This window comes from Streptomyces sp. NPDC002018 (assembly GCF_042890865.1).
In the GTDB taxonomy this organism is placed as follows: Bacteria; Actinomycetota; Actinomycetes; order Streptomycetales; family Streptomycetaceae; genus Streptomyces.
Genome location: NZ_JBIASO010000010.1, coordinates 246960 through 265130, shown reverse-complemented (window position 1 = coordinate 265130; position 18171 = coordinate 246960). Strand labels below are relative to the sequence as shown.

The 18171-nt window shown below is 71.8% G+C and carries 11 protein-coding genes and 3 riboswitches; of the genes, 5 read left to right on the top strand and 6 right to left on the bottom strand.

Annotation, left to right across the window (positions count from 1 at the left end; translation table 11 throughout):
- Positions 1 to 14: 14 nt before the first annotated feature.
- The 3 genes from ACFYYH_RS19265 to ACFYYH_RS19255 all read right to left on the bottom strand — a co-directional run bounded on the left by ACFYYH_RS19265 (position 15) and on the right by ACFYYH_RS19255 (position 2458).
- A complete protein-coding gene (locus tag ACFYYH_RS19265) occupies positions 15 to 1223 on the bottom strand; it encodes an LLM class flavin-dependent oxidoreductase (RefSeq protein WP_388552104.1) in 1209 nt (402 codons plus the stop codon).
- Between the two features lie 141 nt (positions 1224 to 1364).
- Positions 1365 to 1496, bottom strand: coding sequence for a putative leader peptide (locus ACFYYH_RS19260; RefSeq protein ID WP_388552102.1), 132 nt, complete (start codon positions 1494 to 1496; stop codon positions 1365 to 1367).
- Positions 1497 to 1534: 38 nt separating this feature from the next.
- A riboswitch (SAM riboswitch) is annotated at positions 1535 to 1645 on the bottom strand.
- Positions 1610 to 2458, bottom strand: coding sequence for a glutathione S-transferase C-terminal domain-containing protein (locus ACFYYH_RS19255; protein ID WP_388552101.1), 849 nt, complete (start codon positions 2456 to 2458; stop codon positions 1610 to 1612). It overlaps the preceding riboswitch by 36 nt.
- 309 nt (positions 2459 to 2767) lie before the next feature.
- A riboswitch (SAM riboswitch) is annotated at positions 2768 to 2914 on the bottom strand.
- A 129-nt stretch (positions 2915 to 3043) separates the two neighbouring features.
- Positions 3044 to 3152, top strand: a riboswitch (SAM riboswitch).
- A gap of 372 nt (positions 3153 to 3524) precedes the next feature.
- Between ACFYYH_RS19255 and ACFYYH_RS19250 the strand changes: the two genes are divergently transcribed.
- Both ACFYYH_RS19250 and ACFYYH_RS19245 read left to right on the top strand, forming a co-directional pair.
- The gene (locus ACFYYH_RS19250) at positions 3525 to 4631 is read left to right on the top strand and encodes an FAD-dependent oxidoreductase (RefSeq protein ID WP_388552099.1); all 1107 of its coding nucleotides are present in this window, start codon (positions 3525 to 3527) and stop codon (positions 4629 to 4631) included.
- Positions 4632 to 4653: 22 nt separating this feature from the next.
- On the top strand, positions 4654 to 5514 hold the full coding sequence (locus tag ACFYYH_RS19245) for a GNAT family N-acetyltransferase (protein ID WP_388552097.1): 861 nt from the start codon (positions 4654 to 4656) through the stop codon (positions 5512 to 5514).
- Here ACFYYH_RS19245 and ACFYYH_RS19240 read toward each other — a convergent pair.
- Positions 5504 to 6418, bottom strand: a complete 915-nt coding sequence (locus tag ACFYYH_RS19240) for an NAD(P)H-binding protein (protein WP_388552095.1) — start codon at positions 6416 to 6418, stop codon at positions 5504 to 5506. The genes ACFYYH_RS19245 and ACFYYH_RS19240 overlap by 11 nt on opposite strands.
- A 134-nt stretch (positions 6419 to 6552) precedes the next feature.
- On the bottom strand, positions 6553 to 8718 hold the full coding sequence (locus tag ACFYYH_RS19235) for a SpoIIE family protein phosphatase (protein WP_388552093.1): 2166 nt from the start codon (positions 8716 to 8718) through the stop codon (positions 6553 to 6555).
- A gap of 782 nt (positions 8719 to 9500) precedes the next feature.
- On the opposite strand from ACFYYH_RS19235, the gene ACFYYH_RS19230 reads away from it, so the two are divergent.
- The 3 genes from ACFYYH_RS19230 (at position 9501) to ACFYYH_RS19220 (ending at position 17174) form a co-directional block, all read left to right on the top strand.
- Positions 9501 to 11873, top strand: a complete 2373-nt coding sequence (locus ACFYYH_RS19230; RefSeq protein WP_388552092.1) for a M4 family metallopeptidase — start codon at positions 9501 to 9503, stop codon at positions 11871 to 11873.
- A gap of 163 nt (positions 11874 to 12036) precedes the next feature.
- Positions 12037 to 12699, top strand: a complete 663-nt coding sequence (locus tag ACFYYH_RS19225; protein ID WP_388552090.1) for a TetR/AcrR family transcriptional regulator — start codon at positions 12037 to 12039, stop codon at positions 12697 to 12699.
- Positions 12700 to 13100: 401 nt separating this feature from the next.
- Positions 13101 to 17174, top strand: a complete 4074-nt coding sequence (locus tag ACFYYH_RS19220) for a discoidin domain-containing protein (RefSeq protein WP_388552088.1) — start codon at positions 13101 to 13103, stop codon at positions 17172 to 17174.
- Positions 17175 to 17315: 141 nt separating this feature from the next.
- On the opposite strand, the gene ACFYYH_RS19215 is transcribed toward ACFYYH_RS19220, so the two are convergent.
- Positions 17316 to 18119 (bottom strand): SDR family NAD(P)-dependent oxidoreductase, encoded by an 804-nt coding sequence (locus ACFYYH_RS19215; protein ID WP_388552086.1) that lies wholly within the window; start codon positions 18117 to 18119, stop codon positions 17316 to 17318.
- Positions 18120 to 18171 lie beyond the last annotated feature (52 nt).

Genomic DNA, 18171 nt, shown 5'->3' with positions numbered 1-18171 from the left:
ACGGTCCTTCCGGCTCAGACGGCGGCGTAGCGGTTGGCGGGGCGGGGCAGTCCGAGCAGTCCGCGCAGGGTGCTCGCCTCGTACGCGGTACGGAAGGCGCCACGGCGCTGGAGTTCGGGCACGAGACGGCGGGTGATCTGCTCCAGGTCGTACGGAAGGGCGCCGGGCCGCAGCCGGAAGCCGGTCAGCCCGGTGTCCCCCCATTCCTCCAGCAGATCGGCGAGTTGCGCGGGCGACCCGGTGAAGACGCGGGCGTCGCTGCTGTACTCCGTGCCGGCGCGTTCGTCCAGACGGGCCTTGCGCTCCGCGGCGGCGTCGGGGTCGTCGTCGAGGAAGACCACCAGGTCGCCGAAGACATGCACGGTCTCGTCGGCGCGGCCGGCGGAGGCCTGCGCCGCGCGGATCTCCGCCAGGATGGTCCGGGCGTCCTCGGCTCCGGCCGGGGTGACGAATCCGATGTCGGCCGAACGGGCGACCAGTTCGTACGGGACCGTCGCGTGCGCCAGCGCGGTGACGAGCGGCTGTCCCTGGGGCGGGCGCGGGGTGATCGAGGGGCCCTTCACCCGGAAGTGCGCGCCCTCGAAGTCGATGTAGTGCAGCTTGTCGCGGTCGATGAAGCGGCCGGTGGCGACATCGCGGATCTCCGCGTCGTCCTCCCAGCTGTCCCAGAGCCGGCGCAGCACCTCGACATAGTCGGCGGCCTCGTCGAACAGCTCCTTCACCCATGGCTGTCCCGCCGCCGAGGCCAGGTCCTCGGCGCGCAGGCCCGGCACCGTACGGCGGCCGAAGTGCGCGGCCTCGTCGGCGCGGCCGGACACCCTCACCTGGATCCCGGCCCGTCCGGTGCTCACATAGTCGAGGGTGGCGATCGCCTTCGAGAGGTGGAAGGGCTCGGTGTGGGTGACCACGGCGGTCGGGATCACCCCGATGTTCCGGGTCAGCGGCGCCACCCGGGCGGCGATCAGTACCGCGTCCAGCCGGCCCCGTACCTGGTCGGTGCGCTCGTCCGGCTCGACGTGCCGGGAGGTCTGGAGGCTCAGCGAGTCATCGATGGTGACGAAGTCCAGCAGCCCCCGCTCGGCCTCGGTGACCAGGCCGGTCCAGTACCGCGCGGTGAACAGTTCGTCGGGCCGGGCGCCGGGCTCCCGCCAGGCCGCGGGGTGCCAGCCGGCGCCGTCGAGGGCGACGGCCAGGTGGAGGGGTGCGTGTGATGCTCGGGGCATGGGCTTACTGCTTCCTGTGAGCATGCCGAGGGACGTCCGCGCCCGTGCTCGGCCGGGGCGGAGATCCGCGAGATGAAGGGTCGGCGACAGTGGCGAAAAGTAACGAGAGCAAGGAGGAAGGCGGGCCGGGCGCGGAAAGGCCTAGGCGGCCGGCTGGGGCGCGGCGACGGACTCGTACGCCGGACACAGGGCGGCGGCGACGCGCTGGAGATCGATGTGCCGTCGCGAGTACGTGGCGATGGTGACCATGGGCCGCTGAGGGGCTCCCCGCACTGCCGTCACCTCCATCCCGGTCGGCTCACACCGTGTCGGGCTCGCGCTTGCCGAACCGTCCGGCTCCGCCGGGTCGTCACCTGGAGCACCCCGCCGCGCGGGAGGGTTGTAGGTCAGCAAGCCAGGGCTTGACGCTGACACTCTTGACCTGCCGGAACCGTAACCCGGCCGCCGTCGCCGACACAATCCCTCTCCGATGAACACGGATCCTCACCGATGTGTTCCCGCTGTCCCTCCGTACGCGGAGTCTCCGCACGGGGAATCTCATGGAAGGCCGGATGGGCACCCAGCCGCTGGACGTACGACCAGAGGCGCTCGCCGGCGGCGACTCGCCGCAGGGCGTCGGCGTCCAGATGGACGAGGGCCACCCACAGATCCACATCCGCGGCCGTCAGTGTGTCGCCCAGCACATAAGGGCGGGAGGCCAGTTGTCGTTCCAGAAGGTCCAGCGCCGGGGCCTGGGCCTGGGCGAGGTTCTCCCCCAGGAGTTGACGGACCGCGTCGATGTCGGCGGCCAGGGCGGCGGGCCGCAGCCGGGGCAGAGCGGCGTTGTCCTGGTCGGTGAAGTGGAGGGCGAGGTCGTCGAGGATGTCGGGGGTGTGGTTGCTCACCACCCGTCCGCTCCACAGGTCGCACAGCGCGGGCACGGTCAGCGGACCGTCGTAGTGGTGCCGGGTGGTCTCGTAGGCCGTGCGCAGCGCCGCGGGCGGGTCGCAGGCGTCGGCCGGGGACGGAAGGACGGTGGTGCTGACCGAGTCCTCGAGTCCGAGCAGACCGAGGGTGATGGAGACACGCAGCGAGCGCGGACAGCCCAGCGAGAGATACAGATGGTAGCGGTGGGCCGCCGGGTAGTAACCGCCGCCCAGATCGGCGCCGATACGGTCGCGGAAGCGCGGGGCGGTGCCGGGGCGGGAATCGCGACGTGCCGCCGGGAAGGACGTCTGCGTAAAGGTCTCGGACATGGCTCTCTCCAGGGATGCGGTGGAGCCCCGGTGACTTCTTCGGCGCCGGTGGCCGTACGGGAGGAGGGTCCGGCGGCGCGCGGCAGCGCACAACGCCCGGACCCGGGACAGCGATCGTGGAGCTGGTTCGGCTCAGACGGCCGGAGAGCATCCGTTGCGGAGCCGCAGCAGATCGATATGGCGGCGCCTGGTCAGCAGGCGCGGACGCGGCAGCGGCGCCGGCCGGAAGGTCGGACAGACGCTCTTGCTCTTCCGCGATGTCCTGGGCATCTCCGCCGGTCCCGTCATCGGGGCCTCGCGAGAGAAGCGAGACCGCACTTGCCCCACCGCCGGGGTGGGACCTGGTCGTCACCCGGGGCACCCCGTCGCAGTGGAAGGGTTGCCTGTCAGCGGGCCGGGGCCGATGACCCACCTGAGCGGGGGATCCCGCGCGGGTGAGCGCTGACAATCGTGACCGTCGCCCCTCAGTCTGAGCGCGCTCCGGTGGGCCGTCAAGAAGGCGGTGGGGCGAGATCCGGGCAGGGACCGGCTGTTGAGACGGCGTTGACATTCCTCCGGTGACGGACCTACGTTCCGGCGCAGAACGGTCCTGAGCGTCAGCGGCGAGCCCTGGCTCGCGGACGGGCGGTCCTCGCCTCACGGCGGGAGGCCCCGGGTGACGACCGGACCGGAGGACATTCGGCAGGCACGAGGCCCCGTGGGGCGGATGGTGAAGGCGGCGGCGATGTACGCAGGTCCGGGGACGGCCGCAGGGCGGCGCCAGGGTCGCGGCGCGGCGTACCTGAACCGCTGCGTCGACCTGCTCCGCGTCAACAGCGCGCTGTGTACGGCCCCCGGCAGCACTCTCTGCCGGGGCTGACGGCTTCCCGACGCACGCGCTCCGCGGCATTCCCCTCGCCCCTGCCGCCCCCTGTGGCCCGTCTGCGTCCCGTCCCACGCGTCCCACCCGATGCCGGCGTACTCCCGGACACCTGGGTGCCTTCGCCCCCTTGCGCCGTGATCCCGTGGTCGCGTCCCACTTCTGATCGACCGTCATATCCCTTGCACAGAAAAGGATCCCGCATCCGTGGTAGGAAACATCGTGGTCGTCGGAGGCGGGGTCATGGGTTCTTCCGCGGCCTGGCACCTGGCGTCACGGGGCGAACAGGTGACCCTCTTCGAGCAGTTCGAGCCCGGTCACGACCGGGGCAGCTCGCACGGCAGCTCGCGGATCTTCCGGCTGGCCTACCCCGATCCGTTCTATGTCTCCCTGGCGGTGCGGTCCCTGCCGCTCTGGCACCGCCTCGAGGAGGAGACCGGACAACGGGTGCTGGAACTGACCGGCGCGGTCGACCACGGTCCGGCCGCCGCGACCTCGGCGCTCCATGACGCCCTGCGCGCGGCCGGCCGCCCGGCGGAACTCCTCACACCACCGGGGGCCGCCGAGCGCTGGCCGGGGCTGAGGGCCGATACGACCGCGCTGTTCCACCCCGAGGCCGGCAGGCTGCACGCCGACCACGCGGTCGCGGCGTTCCAGCAGGCCGCCCGGCGGAAAGGGGCCCGTATCCGGCACGGCGTGAAGGTGTCCCGGCTGTCGGTGCGCGGCGAGCGCGCCGAGATCGTGACCGAGGACGAGGAAGCGGTCGTCGCCGACGCGGTCGTGGTCGCGGTCGGCGGTTGGGCGCCGAGCCGGCTGTCCGGACTCGTGCCGGGCCTGCCGCCGATGCGGGTCACCCAGGAGCAGCCCGTGCACTTCCCGGCGCCGGACGCCCTCGGCTGGCCGAGCTTCATCCACCACCCCGGGGCCGGACTCCCGGCCGACAGCGGCGGAATCTACGGACTCGGCAGCGACGACGGCGTCAAGGTCGGCTTCCACGGTGTCGGGCCCGTCGTCGATCCCGATCACCGGGACCGGACCGTGGCGCCCGACGCGGTCGGCCGGGTCCAGCGGTACGCCGCCGACTGGCTGCCCGGTGTCGACCACACGGCCCCTGGGGCGACCACCTGTCTGTACACCATCACGCCCGACCATGACTTCGTCGTCGACCGTGCGGGGCCCCTGACCGTACTGGCCGGTTTCTCCGGACACGGTTTCAAGTTCGCCTCGGTCATCGGGGAACTGGCCGCCGACCTCGTCGGCGGCCGGCTCCCCGCCCACGGCCGGTTCGCGCTCGGGCCGCCACGCGTCGGCTGACCCCCGACCCGGAACCCCACGGATGGAGATTCGCACCACCATGTCCACCAGCGTCCACCCGCCCCAGCAGCAGCCGCTCCCCGAGCCCGAGCCCGAGCTCCAGTCCGAGGCCCGGTCCGAGGCCCAGCCCGAGCTCCAGTCCGAGCTCCGGTCCGAGGCCCAGACCGAGGCCGAGCCTCGGAGCACCGCCGCCGCGCCGCACATCCTCGACAACCCGGCCTGGGCCGCACTCACCGGTCCGCACTCCCGTTTCGCGGAGCGTGCCGGCCTCGCCGCCCGTTACCCCACGGACGTCTCGCCGTTCACGGCCGTCGCCGACTCGGCCGATCCCCGCGCCTGGGACGACCTCGTCACCCTCGTCGGACCGGACACCCTCGTCCCGGTCAGCGGCGCGACGGAACTCCCCGACGGGTGGGAGATCGTCAGGAGGGGACAGGGCGTGCAACTGGTCGACACCGCCCTGCGCGCCGAACCCGACCCCGAAGCGGTCCGCCTCACCCCCGGTGACGTACCCGAGATCCTGGACCTGATCGCCCGCACCGAACCGGGTCCCTTCCTGCCCCGCACCATCGAACTCGGTACCTACCTCGGCATCCGGCGCGACGGCCGGCTCGTCGCCATGGCCGGCGAACGCCTCCGGCCGCCCGGGTGGACCGAGATCAGCGCCGTCTGCACCGACCCCGGCCACCGGGGCCAGGGCCTCGCGACCCGGCTGGTCCGTGCCGTCGCGGCGGGCATCCGGGACCGCGGCGACACCCCCTTCATGCACGCCTCGGCCGCCAACACCGGCGCCATCCGTCTCTACGAGTCGATCGGCTTCACGCAGCGCCGGCGCCCGGCGTTCCTGCTGGTCCGCACCCCGGGCGGGGCCGTCAGCCGGTGAGCCGGCCGTGGTCGAAGAGGGCCTCCCGCCAGCCTCGGGGAGGGTGGCCGGTGATCTCCTCGACGTCATGGGTGACCCTGTCGTACCGGTTCCGCGCGTGCAGTTTCGCCATCGTGGCGATGTGGTCGCGCACATGCTCCGGAAGGTCCAGCGCACCGAGATCGTTCTTCTCCCACTCGTCGAAGGGAACATCCGTGTAGGTGACGGTCCGCCCCAGGGCCGCCGACCACTCGGCGGCGATCTCCGCCATGCCTCGCGAGGCGGCGCCCGTGAGTTCGTAGACGTCACGCGGCGGGCGGTCCGCGGGCCGGGTCAGGAGCGCGGACACCGTGTCCGCCACATCCTGCGCGGCGACGGGTGAGGTCCGGCCGTCACCGAAGGGCAGACGGACGGTGGCGGACCTCGCGACGGAGGCGGCCGCCACCTGGAAGAGCGGATTCTCCATCATCACGGTCGGCCGGACATGCGTCACAGGAAGCCCCGACCATACGAAGACCTGCTCGGCGAGCCAGTGCTGACGCTGCTGTTCCGACTCCTCCGTACTCGACAGGTTCATCTGCGAGACGGTCAGCTGGGACATGCCGAGGACGAGGTCCAGACGTCCGTACTCCCGCATGGCGGCGGCCGTCGTCACCGCCGCCTCCAGGAACCGCGACGAGACGCTCATGGAGAAGTACGCCCGCCGGCAGCCGTCGAGGGCCGCGAGCACATCGCGGCCGCGCGTCAGATCTCCGACGACGACCTCGGCTCCGCTCGCTCTCAGCGCGTCCGCCCGCTCGTCCTCGCGATGGACCAGCGCGCGCACGGGTCTGCCCCGCGCGCGGAGGAGATCCACCACTCGCCGCCCCACCGCACCGACGGCGCCGGCCGCGCCGGTCACCAGGATCCGCGATTCGTCGACCATGAGTCCGTCCCTCGGAGACCCACCCGAGACCCGCCGGAGACCCGCCGGCTCAGGATCAGGAAAGCACGCCGGAGCGAGAGGCGTATCCCCGGCGTAGGCCTTCCGCCGTACCCCTCCCCGGCGCCTGTCAGGTGTCAGGCGTGGGTACGGGCGAGCAGGAGGGCGATGTCGTCCTCGGCCGGCCCGTCGCCCACGAGGGCGTCGATGACCGTGGTGCACAGGTCGTCCAGGGGTGCCAGGCCGGGCGTGAGGGCGGCGGCGAGGCGGTCCAGGCCGGAATCGATGTCCGCGCCGCGGCGCTCGACCAGGCCGTCGGTGTAGAAGGCGAGGACCGTGCCCGTGTCGAGTGTGAGGTCCACCGTCTCGAAGGACCCCAGTCCCAGGCCGATGGGCGCGCCGCCGGGCAGGGGGACGAAGCCGGCCCTGCCGCCGGGCGCGATGACCGCGGGCGGCGGGTGGCCCGCGCCGGACATGCTGCACCGCCGGGTCGCGGGGTCGTAGACGGCGTACAGACAGGTGGCGGTCATGGGGCCCAGCACGGCGTCGTCCTCGCCCGTGTCCTCCTCCATGAGGTGGACGACGACCTCGTCGAGATGGGTCAGCAGCCGGTCGGGGGGCAGGTCCATATGGGCCAGGGTCCGTACGGCGATCCGCAGACGTCCCATGGTGGCGGCGGCGTCCACACCGTGCCCGACCACATCACCGACGACGAGGGCGACCCGCGATCCGGACAGGGGGACGGCGTCGAACCAGTCGCCCCCGACGCTCTCCTGGACGGCGGACGGGAGATAGCGGTACGCCAGCTCCACGGCGGGCCCCGCGTCGAGCCGCCGGGGCAGCAGGTCGCGCTGGAGGGCGACCGCCGCGGTGCGCTCCCGGGTGTACCGGCGTGCGTTGTCCAGGCTGAGCGCGGCACGGGCGGCCAGCTCCTCGGCGAGGACGAGGTCGTCCTCCGTGAAGGGGACGAGGTTCTCGGTCCGTACGAACACGGCGATGCCCAGGATCTCCCCGCGGGCCCGCAGCGCCGTGATCATCAGGGAGTGCATACCGGTGTCGTGGATGACCCTCGCCCGGTCCGGGTCCTGGTCGAGCCAGGTGCCCGGTGAGGTGTCGAGGACGGGCTCGAAGTGCGAGCTGCCCGACTGCTGGACCCGGGTGAACGGGGAGGACGGCGGGACGAAGACGACCTGGCCGCGCTGCCACAGGGCCTCGCGGAGGTCCGGGTGGATCGACTCCGCCCCCGCGCGCCGGAAGACGGGGACACGCTTTCCCGAGGGCGGCAGCCGCTCCAGTGGCATGTCGCTCGGGAGCACCGCCTCGTCGAGGTCGACGGTGATGTAGTCGGCCATGCGGGGCACGGCCAGACTCGCCAGCTCCTGGGCCGTGACCATCACGTCGAGGGTGCTGCCGACCCGGGTGCTGGCCTCGCTCAGCAGGGCCAGGCGCTCCCGTGCCTTGCTGCGGCTGATGTCCAGCGCGAGGGAGCACACCGCGAGCGGCTGCCCGTCGGGGGCGTCGAGGGTGAACACGGCGGTGGACTCGACACGGTCCTCGGTACCGTCCCGTTCGGTCCTGCGGAACTCCTGGTCCACGATCGGGGTGCCGTCCCGCAGGACCCGCCGCATCGCCCCCTCCACGGCCCCGGCGTCGAAGCCGGGCATGATCTCCCGTACGGTGCGGCCCAGCAGTTCCCCGGGTGCGGACCCGGGGAACTGCTGGGCCGCCCGGTTCAGCCAGACACACCGCAGATCCCGGTCCCAGAGCCGGATGGCGAGCGGGGACGTCTCCAGCACGGATTCCAGGGCGGGCCCGGAAAGGGCGGCGGGCGTCGTCCCCGGTCTGAGCGGCACGGCGGACAGGAGCCAGATGTCCTGCGACTTCGGCCCGCGTATACGGGAGGCCTCGACGAGGAGGACGACATGGTCGCCGCCCCTCGGGTCGCCGCCGGCCGGGACACCGGCGTTCCTGCCGCTGCTGTCCCCGCTCCTGCGCCTGGTTCCGCTCCCGTGGCCGCCGCTCCGGCCGCCCGTGCGGCGGCGTACGTCGACCGGGCCCGACCAGTACCCCGTGCCCGAGGGCTGCCGGGCCCATGCGGCGATACCCCGGGAATCGCAGGCGGCCAGGAGGCCGGTGGCGAGAAGATCGGCCGCCGGGCGCCCGGTGACCTCGGCGGCCGAGTGGCCGAGAAGGCGTTCCGCGCTCGCCGACCAGCCGATGATCGTTCCGGCGGCGTCCACCAGGGCAAGCGCGGGGAACGCTCCTCCCCAGGAGTGGCCCCCCGTGCCACTGGATTGGTGCATACAACTACTCAGTCCCTGTTCTGCCCAGTCCCTGTTCGCTGGGCTTGCCGCGTACGGATATCGGCAGCGTCGTGCGGTCGCGAGGCGTGAACAGATATAAGGATGTCACACGACGGACATAAGGGTCATTTCCGATGTGGAGGCCTGGGGGGAGGCCTGGGGGAGGCGGGGGAAGAGGGGGTCACGGGCCGCGGCGGCCCTCCCGGCGCCTGGTGGGCGGCCTGCAACGCCAGCTTCGTCTTGCCCACCCCGGCCGGCCCCACCGCTCCCGGCGCCCGAGCCACCCGTGCCGCCCCGGCCGCCCCGGATCCGTCGCGGCCCGCCCCGTCCGGGGCGGGCGGATCCCCGCGCATCGTTTCCCCGGCCCATCCGTGAGGCCGCGTTTTTGCCTGCTCTTGGGGCAGCGGGCCAGACCGGGACCGGCGGCAGGAGCGGCCCCCCATCTCCCGGGGCAGGGGCGGGAATTGGCCAAGGTGGCTGGTTAGCGCGGTGTTGCCGTTGTGTAAATGCCCATGTGATCCATGGCAGGTGAAAGCTGTTCGGTCGCGAACGGCTGACCGGCTTTCGGACAATGATCTCCGCTCTGATGACAATCTGAGTGTCTACTGAAACGATCTGCGCGTCGCAGGGGCCTCACTCGGCTCATCTCTTATCCCTCACCCCCCCCGTACATCCCCCCATCGAGGGCACCCTCCCGCCCCCGGTGTCGTCGGCTTGCCCCCGCTCGCCCCGCTTCCCCGCCGGCCCGTCAGCACGCGAGCCGGACAGAAGGAGTCGCAGGAATGACGAACAGTTTCCGTACCAGCGCGGTCGTCCCGCACCCCGCACCCCGTCCCTCGCCCGGCACCGCCGTACGCGGGCGCCTGGCGGCGATCGCCGCCGTGGCCATGGCCTCCCTTGTCGTATCGGTCCTCCCCGTGACGGGCGCCGTCGCCGCTCCGGTCGGCCCGGATCATGTGCCACGTACGGTCGCGGCGGAACCGAGAGCCGGCGCCGCGGCCGTCGAACTCTCCCCCGCACGGCGGGAGAAGCTGCTCAAGGAGGCCGCCGGCGCCGCCGCGGCCACCGCCCGTTCGCTCGAACTGGGCGATCAGGAGAAGCTGATACCGAAGGACGTCGTCAAGGACGTCGACGGCACCGTGCACACCCGCTATGAGCGCACTTTCGCGGGACTGCCGGTGCTCGGCGGTGACCTGGTGGTCCACGAGCGGCCCCATTCCGCCGACGGCACCGCCGCACGCCGCACCGTCACCAAGGCGTCCGCGAAGGCGATCTCCGTGCCGACGACCAAGGCCGCGGTGCCGGCCGCGACGGCGAAGAAGTCGGCCCTGGCCGCCGCGGAGTCGGAGAGGACGGACAAGGCCGCCCCCGACGGAGCGCCCAGGCTGGTCGTCTGGGCGGAGGACGGCGCGTCCACCCTCGCCTGGGAATCCGTCGTGGCCGGCGTACAGGAGGACGGCACCCCCAGCGAGCTGCACGTCGTCACCGACGCCAGGACCGGGGCGGAACTCCAGAACTTCGAGGAGATCCACGCCGGTGTGGGGAAGGGCCAGTTCAGCGGTGAGGTCCAGATCGGCTCCGTACGCGACGGTGACCTCTTCCAGCTCAGGGACACCCAGCGCGGCGGGCACACGGTGTACGACCTCAACCAGGCGGGGTCGGGGAACAGCGTCCTGCTGACCGACACCGACGACATCTGGGGTGACGGGACGACGGCCGACCGCCAGACGGCCGCGGTGGACGCCGCCTACGGCGCGCGCAAGACATGGGACTTCTACCACGACCGGTTCGGCCGCAACGGCATAGCCAACGACGGTATCGGCGCCTACTCCAACGTCCACTACGGCCAGAACTACACCAACGCCTTCTGGAGCGACGACTGCTTCTGCATGACCTACGGCGACGGGGAAGGCAACGTCAAACCGCTGACGTCGCTCGACATCGCTGCCCACGAGATGACCCACGGCGTCACCTCCGCGACCGCCGACCTCGCCTACGAGGGTGAGTCCGGTGGCCTGAACGAGGCCACCAGCGACATCATGGCCGCCGCCGTGGAGTTCTTCACCGACAACCCGAACGACGTGCCGGACTACCAGGTCGGCGAACGGATCGGCCGGCGCCCCAACGGCGCGGCGATGCGGTACATGGACCAGCCCTCCAAGGACGCCTACGAGCTGGGCACGTCCCAGGACTACTGGACGTCCGGGACCGACAAGCTCGACCCGCACTTCAGCTCGGGCATCGCGAACCACTTCTTCTACCTGCTCGCCGAGGGCAGCGGCAGGAAGACCGTCAACGGTGTGGCGTACGACAGCCCCACCTACGACAACAAGCCGGTCCGGGCCCTCGGCCTGCACAACGCCACCAACGTCTGGTACCGGGCGCTGACGCTCTACATGACCTCCCGCACCGACTACGCGGGCGCCCGCGTCGCCACCCTCCAGGCGGCGGCCGACCTCTTCGGCACGTCCAGCGAGGCGTACGAAACCGTCGGCAACGCCTGGGCGGCCGTGAACGTCGGCGACCGCTTCGTCAACCACATCGCGGCGAAGACACCGGCTCCCCGCGATATCGCCGTCGGTCAGCCGACCACTCTGCGGATCCAGGCGACGAGCACCCGGCCGGGCGGTCTGACGTACTCCGCCACCGGCCTGCCGACCGGTCTGACGATCGACACCGCCACCGGTCTGATCAGCGGAACCCCCACCACGGCCGGCACCTACCGGACAGCCGTCACCCTCACGAACTCGGCGGCCGAATCGATCACGCTGCCCTTCGACTGGACGGCCGTGGCCTCCGGCGGCGACCATTTCGTCAACCTCACCAGATACGAACTCGCGCCCTGGGCCACCATCGAGGCGCCGCTCGTCGTCTCCGGCCGGGAGGGCGACGCCCCCGGCGATCTCCAGATCACGGTCGATCTCGTCCACGGCTTCATCGGCGGCCAGATCATCGATCTGATCAGCGAGGACGGCACGGTGATCCCGGTCAAGGGGTTCGTCTGGGACACCGGGACGGAGCTGCACGCGACCTACACCGTCGACGCCTCGGCCGTTCCCGCCAACGGCACCTGGACACTGCGGATCCAGGACGCCACCCCCGGCATCTTCGACAACGCCCCCGGCTACCTGGACCGATGGAGCCTGAGCTTCTGACGCTTCCGCCCGGCCATATGTCCCGGCCGCCTGTCGTCCCCGCCACACCGGTGGCATCCCACCGCTGACACCCGCCGCGCCCGTTCCCCCCGGGCGCGGCGGGTCTGTACGCATCCGGGCCCCGCACGTCCAGGCTGTTGAACTCGCGGGTAAACTTGGCACCGTGACCACATCGCGAGGGCGGATCGACAAGCGGCAGGCGATCCTTGAGGGCGCGTTCACCGTGTTCGCCCGGCGGGGGTATGCCAAGGCGTGCGTCCAGGAGATCGCGGACGAGGCGGGCGTGGCCAAGCCCACGGTGTACAACCACCTCCGCGACAAGGCCACTCTGTTCCGGCACGCGATGGACGCGGCGGCCCAGGCGGCGCTCAAGGAGAGACTGGCCGCGCTCGAACCGCTCCTCGCACCGGACGACGAACTGCGCGTCACCCTGGAGGAGGTCGGCCACGGGCTGCTCCGCCTCCACTGCGACGAGCGCTCGTGCGCGCTGCGACGGCTGCTCTACTCGGAGATCACCGCCTTTCCCGACGCCGTCGACATCGTCACGGAGAGCGGTCCGCACCGGCTCAACGAGGCGCTGGCCGACCGGCTGGCCCGGCTCGCTCTGGCGGGCCGACTGGGTGTCACGGACCCGGCCCAGGCGGCCGAACAGTTCATGGCTCTGCTGACGGGCCCCATGGAGGCCCGGTCCCGGATGGGGACGCGTCCCATCGGCGATGCCGAACTGTGGGACGTCACCCGCGCCGCCGTCCACACCTTCCTTCAGGCCTTCGGCGTCCACCGGGCTTTCGGCGCGGAACGCGCCGAAAGGAGCGAGAAGGTCTGAGGCCCCGGCCCCGGCCGCGCCCCGTACCGCCCCCCCAACTCCGCCTCCGTAACCCGCCCTCCGCCTCCGTACCCGTCCCCGCGTCCGTACCCGTCCCGCGCCCTCGTCCAAGGGTGCCGCGCGCGTCATGTCGGCGCAGCGGCCGTCGAGATCTCGCCACCGCGGAGGATACGCCGGAAGCGGGATCCTGGACCACTCCCCGGCGTTCCCGGAATCCTCCGGCGCCGACGATGAACAGCCATGGCGCCCCTGTCCGGAATCGCCTTTCCGCGAGCTTTCCGCACGGAAGGTCTGCACGCCCCTTGACAGGCCACTCCCGCCGAGCCCACGATCTGACATCGTTGTCATCTGGTTGCTGATTCCTCTCTCCGCCGAAGCATGCCTGATCGGAGCCTCTGTTGATGTCTGCCCCACCCGCACAGCCGTCACGTCGTACGGTCCTCAGCACGGGCTCCACCCTGCTGGCCGGATTCGGTCTGGGAATGGCCCTGCCGGCCACCGCCCACGCGGCGGCCCACGGCTCCTCCGGGGCCCGGCCCAAGGGTGAACTCGCCGCCTACCGGCCCGTGACGGTCTCCTCCACCGACTACGCGCCCACACCGGGCGAGTTCGTGGTCGACCGGCTCGACGCCGTCGGCGTCCGGGGGACGGGATGGCGTGCCGGGGAGGGGGACCCCCAGTGGATCGCCGTCGATCTCCAGGCGGTCTGCGAGGTCGATTCGGTGCGTCTGACCTTCGAGGCGACCGCGGACGACCCGCCCTACCAGGACGCCCCCGGGGGCAATCCGCGCGACCGGACCACGGGCGCCGAGATTCTCTCCAGCTGCGCCGTCGACTTCGTCGTCGAGACCTCCCGGGACCACCACTCCTGGACGGAGATCCACCGCACGTCCTCGGGCAAGGGCGGCGTGGTCGAGATCTCCCTCAAGAAGCCCGTCACCGCGCGCTGGGTGCGTCTGACGGTGCACAAGCGGTCCAACGACAACCCGCTCGGACTCAACGGCTTCCAGGTCTACGGCACCGCGCCCGGCCACCGTCCCGAGGCGACCGGCTGGACGGACTGGGGAACACGGCACCGCGAGGCCGTACCGCTGAAGGTCGCCGACGACGGCACCGTCCCCCTGGAGTCCGGCTGGGACCTCACCATGGACGACTGGGCCGGCGGTGACGGAGCCGCGCTGTCCCGGACGGCCGTGGACACGAGCCGCTGGCTGCCGGCGACCGTACCGGGCACGGTGCTGACCTCCCTCGTGGACCAGGGGCACCTTCCCGACCCCGTCGCCGGACTCAACAACCTCCATGTGCCGGAGGCCCTGTCCCGGCACTCCTGGTGGTACCGCCGTCGCTTCACCGTTCCCCGGGGCCTGCGCACCGGCCGCGGCCGGCACCTCTGGCTGGAGTTCGACGGCATCAACCACGAGGCCGAGATATGGCTCGACGGCACCCGGGTCGCCACTCAGAGCTTCCCCTTCGCACGGGGCGCGTACGACGTGACCGAGCTGCTCGGCTCGTCCGACGACCACGCCCTGGCGGTCCGGATCAGCCCGATGCCGTTCCCCGGCAGCCCCGCCGACAAGGGCCCCGAGGGGCTTGCCTGGGTGGACGCAGGGGCGACCACGATGAACCGCAACTCACCCACGTATCTGGCCTCGTCGGGCTGGGACTGGATGCCCGCCGTCCGCGACCGGGCCGCCGGGATCTGGAACCATGTACGGCTCCGGTCGACCGGCGCGGCCGTCCTCGGTGACCCGCGGGTGGACACCGAGCTGCCCGACCTGCCCGACACACGGACCGCCGAGCTGACCGTCGTCGTCCCCGTACGCAACGCCGCGGGCTCCGACAAGCGCGTCACCGTGACCGCGTCCTTCGGCGGAGTGCGGGTCAGCCGGACGGTCACGGTGCCCGCCGGCGGCTCCGCCGAGGTGACCTTCTCCCCGGCGACGGACCCGCGCCTGCGCCTCCGTGACCCCGAGCTGTGGTGGCCCAACGGGTACGGGCGGGCGAGCCTGCACGACCTCACGCTCGTGGCCACCACCGACGGCCAGGAGAGCGACCGGCGCACCACCCGGTTCGGCATCCGGCAGTTCGGCTACGAGTACGAGGTCCCCCTGACGTTCCAGTCGGCGACCGACGCGTACGAGGAGACCGTCGACCTCGGCACCAGGACGGCGCGGTACCTGCGGATCCTGTGCCGCACGCGCGCCACCAGTTGGGGCTCCTCGATCTGGAACCTGTCGGTGCTCGACAGCTCCGGCGCGGGCGGCGATCTCGCGCTCGGCAGGCCCGCCACCGCCTCCTCCGTGGACGGCGACGCCAACGGGGCCGGGAACGTCACCGACGGGGACAGCGGCACGCGCTGGTCCTCCTCCTACGAGGACGACCAGTGGGTCCGGGTGGACCTCGGCTCCGCCGTCACCTTCGACCGCGCGGTCATCACCTGGGAGCGGGCGTACGCGGCGGCCTACGCCGTGGAGATCTCCGACGACGGGGACGACTGGACGGAGGTGGCGGCGGTCGACCACACCGCCGTACCGCTGCCGTTCACCAGCGGCAGCGCGAGCCTCCAGACCACCGAATTCCCCGCCAGGACCGCGCGGTACCTGCGCGTCCAGTGCCACAAGAGGGCCACGAGCTGGGGCTGTTCGATGTGGGGCCTCTCCGTGCTCGACAGCACCCGTCCCGGCACCGACCTCGCCCTGCGCAAGAAGGCGACGGCGTCGTCGTCCGACGAGACGGGCAACGGCGCGGGCAACGCGGTCGACGGGGACGGATCCACCCGGTGGTCGTCGGCCTTCCAGGACGACCAGTGGCTCCAGGTCGACCTCGGCGGGTCCGTCGCCTTCGACCGCGTCGCCATCGTCTGGGAATCGGCGTACGCGAGGTCGTACACCATCCAGGTCTCCGACGACGGGGACACCTGGCAGGATGTGAAGACCGTCGACAACTCGACCGTCCCGCTCAAGATCAGCGTCAACGGTGTCCGCGTCTTCTGCCGGGGCGGCAACTGGGGATGGGACGAACTGCTCCGCCGTATGCCGGCCGAGCGCATCGACGCGGCCGTCCGCATGCACCGCGACATGAACTTCACCATGATCCGCAACTGGGTCGCGAGCAGCAACCGCGAGGAGTTCTACGCCAGTTGCGACGAGCACGGCATCCTGGTCTGGAACGACTTCCCCAACGCCTGGGCCATGGACCCGCCCAACCACGACGCGTTCAACAGCCTGGCGCGCGACACCGTGCGGCGCTACCGGATCCACCCCAGTGTCGTGGTCTGGTGCGGCGCGAACGAGGGCAACCCGCCGGAAGCGATCAACACGGCGATGCGCGACGCGGTCGCCGCGGAGGCCCCGGACCTGCTGTACCAGAACAACTCGGCCGGCGGGATCGTCTCCGGCGGCGGCCCGTACGGCTGGGTCGAGCCCGAGCGGTACTACGCGCCGTCGACCTTCGCGGGTGAGACCTACGGCTTCCACACCGAGATCGGCATGCCGACGGTCCCGACGGCCGAGACCATGCGCAACCTGGTCGGTGACGAGCGGGAGTGGCCCATCGGCGGCTCGTGGTTCTACCACGACTGGAGCACCCGCGGGAACCAGGCGCCGGACAACTACCGGGCGGCGATCGAGGCCAGGCTGGACACGGCCCGTGATCTGGAGGACTTCTGCCGCAAGGCGCAGTTCGTCAACTACGAGAACACCAGGGCCATGTTCGAGTCCTGGAACGCCCGGCTGTGGGACGACGCGAGCGGACTGCTGCTGTGGATGTCGCACCCCGCGTGGTACAGCACGGTGTGGCAGACGTACGACTACGACTTCGATGTGAACGGCACCTACTACGGGGCCCGTTCGTCGTGCGAGACGCTGCACGTCCAGGCCGATCCCACCGACTGGCGGGTCAGGGCGGTCAACCACACACCGGACACCATCCGGAACGCCGTCGTCACCGCGACCTGCTACGGGCTCGACGGCAAGAGGCTGGGCCCGGAGCGCCGCGAGAAGGCCGATCTCGCCGGATCGTCCACCACCGCGCTCCTGACCGCGGGATGGACCGACGACCTGCCGGCGTTCCACCTCCTGCGACTGCGCCTGTCCGACAGCCGGGGCCGCCTGCTGTCGGAGAACACCTACTGGCGCTACCGCACGGCGGAGGACATGCGGGCCCTGAACAAGGCGCGCACCGCCCGTGTCACCGTCACCCCCGGCCAAACGACCCGGACGGACGGCCGCCGTGAGCTGACCGCGAAGATCCACAACCGTGGCACCTCCGTCGCGGCGATGGTCCGTCTCTCGCTGCGGGACGCCACGTCCGGCGACCGGGTCCTGCCGACCCTGTACAGCGACAACTACCTGTGGCTGCTGCCGGACGAGACACGCACCGTCACCCTGTCCTGGCCCGCCGACGCGCTGCGCTCCGGCCGGCCGCGCGTCCAGCTCGACGGATACAACGTCCCCACCGTCACGGCGAACGCCTGAGCACCCGCCCCGTCCGCCGGCCCCCGCCGGCCCGTCCGCGCCGCCCCCAGGACTCCGGTCCAGGAGCGGCGCGGCGGGCCGGCGGGCCGGTACGGCCAGAACCCGGAGCACCGCCGGGTACGGGCCGGACAGGGGCGCGGCTCAGGCCCGCATGCCGCCGTCGACGCGGAGGACCGTGCCGGTCACATAGGAGGAGCGGTCGCTGAGGAGCCAGGCGGCGGCCTGGGCGATCTCGTCGGGGTCGGCGGCGCGGCGCAGCGGCGTGTGCGCGTTGAGCCGCTCGACGAGACCGGGTGACTCCGCCTCCCAGGCGAGGATCATCTCGGTCATGGTGGTGCCGGGGGCGATGGCGTTGACGCGGATGCCCTCCGGGCCGTAGGTCACCGCGGCCGATTCGGTGAGGCTGTTGAGCGCCCGTTTCATCGCGCCGTAGGAGGGCAGCTCGGGGTTGCCCGCCAGACTGCCGACGCTGGAGTTGTTGACGATGGCTCCCGTCCCTGCGGTGGCCCGGATGGCGGCGACCTCGGCGACCATCGCCAGCCACGGGCCCTTGAGGTTCACGGCGTAGATGTGGTCGAAGTCGGCCTCCCGGATCTGGTCCATCGGGCCGGGCGGCACGATCGTCGCGCCGTTGTTGAAGGCGACGTCGAGCCGGCCGTACAGGTCGACGGCACGGTCCACGGCGGCGCGCACACTGGCCGCGTCGGCCAGATCGCACACCACATGGTCCGCGGTGCCGCCCGCGGCCCGTATCTCCGTGGTCACCGCTTTGAGCTGGGTTTCCGTACGGGCCGCTAACAGGACCCGGGCGCCCTCCCGGGCGAACAGCCGCGCCGCGGCGGCGCCGATGCCGCGGCCGGCACCGGTGACGAAGGCGACCTTGCCGGCCAGCAGGCCCGGGGCGGCAGGGGCGGTGGATGTGTCGGTGGTCGGTATGTTGTCCATGGCGGCGAGCCTAAGGGTTGTCCCGTCATCCCTGGTGGATCAGCGAGCGGCG

What these genes read in the sequence shown, in the direction of transcription:
- ACFYYH_RS19215 (WP_388552086.1), bottom strand. Translation starts at nt 18,119, where the DNA reads ATGGACAACATACCGACCACCGACACATCCACCGCCCCTGCCGCCCCG.
- ACFYYH_RS19265 (WP_388552104.1), bottom strand. Translation starts at nt 1,223, where the DNA reads ATGCCCCGAGCATCACACGCACCCCTCCACCTGGCCGTCGCCCTCGAC.
- ACFYYH_RS19235 (WP_388552093.1), bottom strand. Translation starts at nt 8,718, where the DNA reads ATGCACCAATCCAGTGGCACGGGGGGCCACTCCTGGGGAGGAGCGTTC.
- ACFYYH_RS19230 (WP_388552092.1), top strand. Translation starts at nt 9,501, where the DNA reads ATGACGAACAGTTTCCGTACCAGCGCGGTCGTCCCGCACCCCGCACCC.
- ACFYYH_RS19220 (WP_388552088.1), top strand. Translation starts at nt 13,101, where the DNA reads ATGTCTGCCCCACCCGCACAGCCGTCACGTCGTACGGTCCTCAGCACG.
- ACFYYH_RS19255 (WP_388552101.1), bottom strand. Translation starts at nt 2,458, where the DNA reads ATGTCCGAGACCTTTACGCAGACGTCCTTCCCGGCGGCACGTCGCGAT.
- ACFYYH_RS19245 (WP_388552097.1), top strand. Translation starts at nt 4,654, where the DNA reads ATGGAGATTCGCACCACCATGTCCACCAGCGTCCACCCGCCCCAGCAG.
- ACFYYH_RS19240 (WP_388552095.1), bottom strand. Translation starts at nt 6,418, where the DNA reads ATGGTCGACGAATCGCGGATCCTGGTGACCGGCGCGGCCGGCGCCGTC.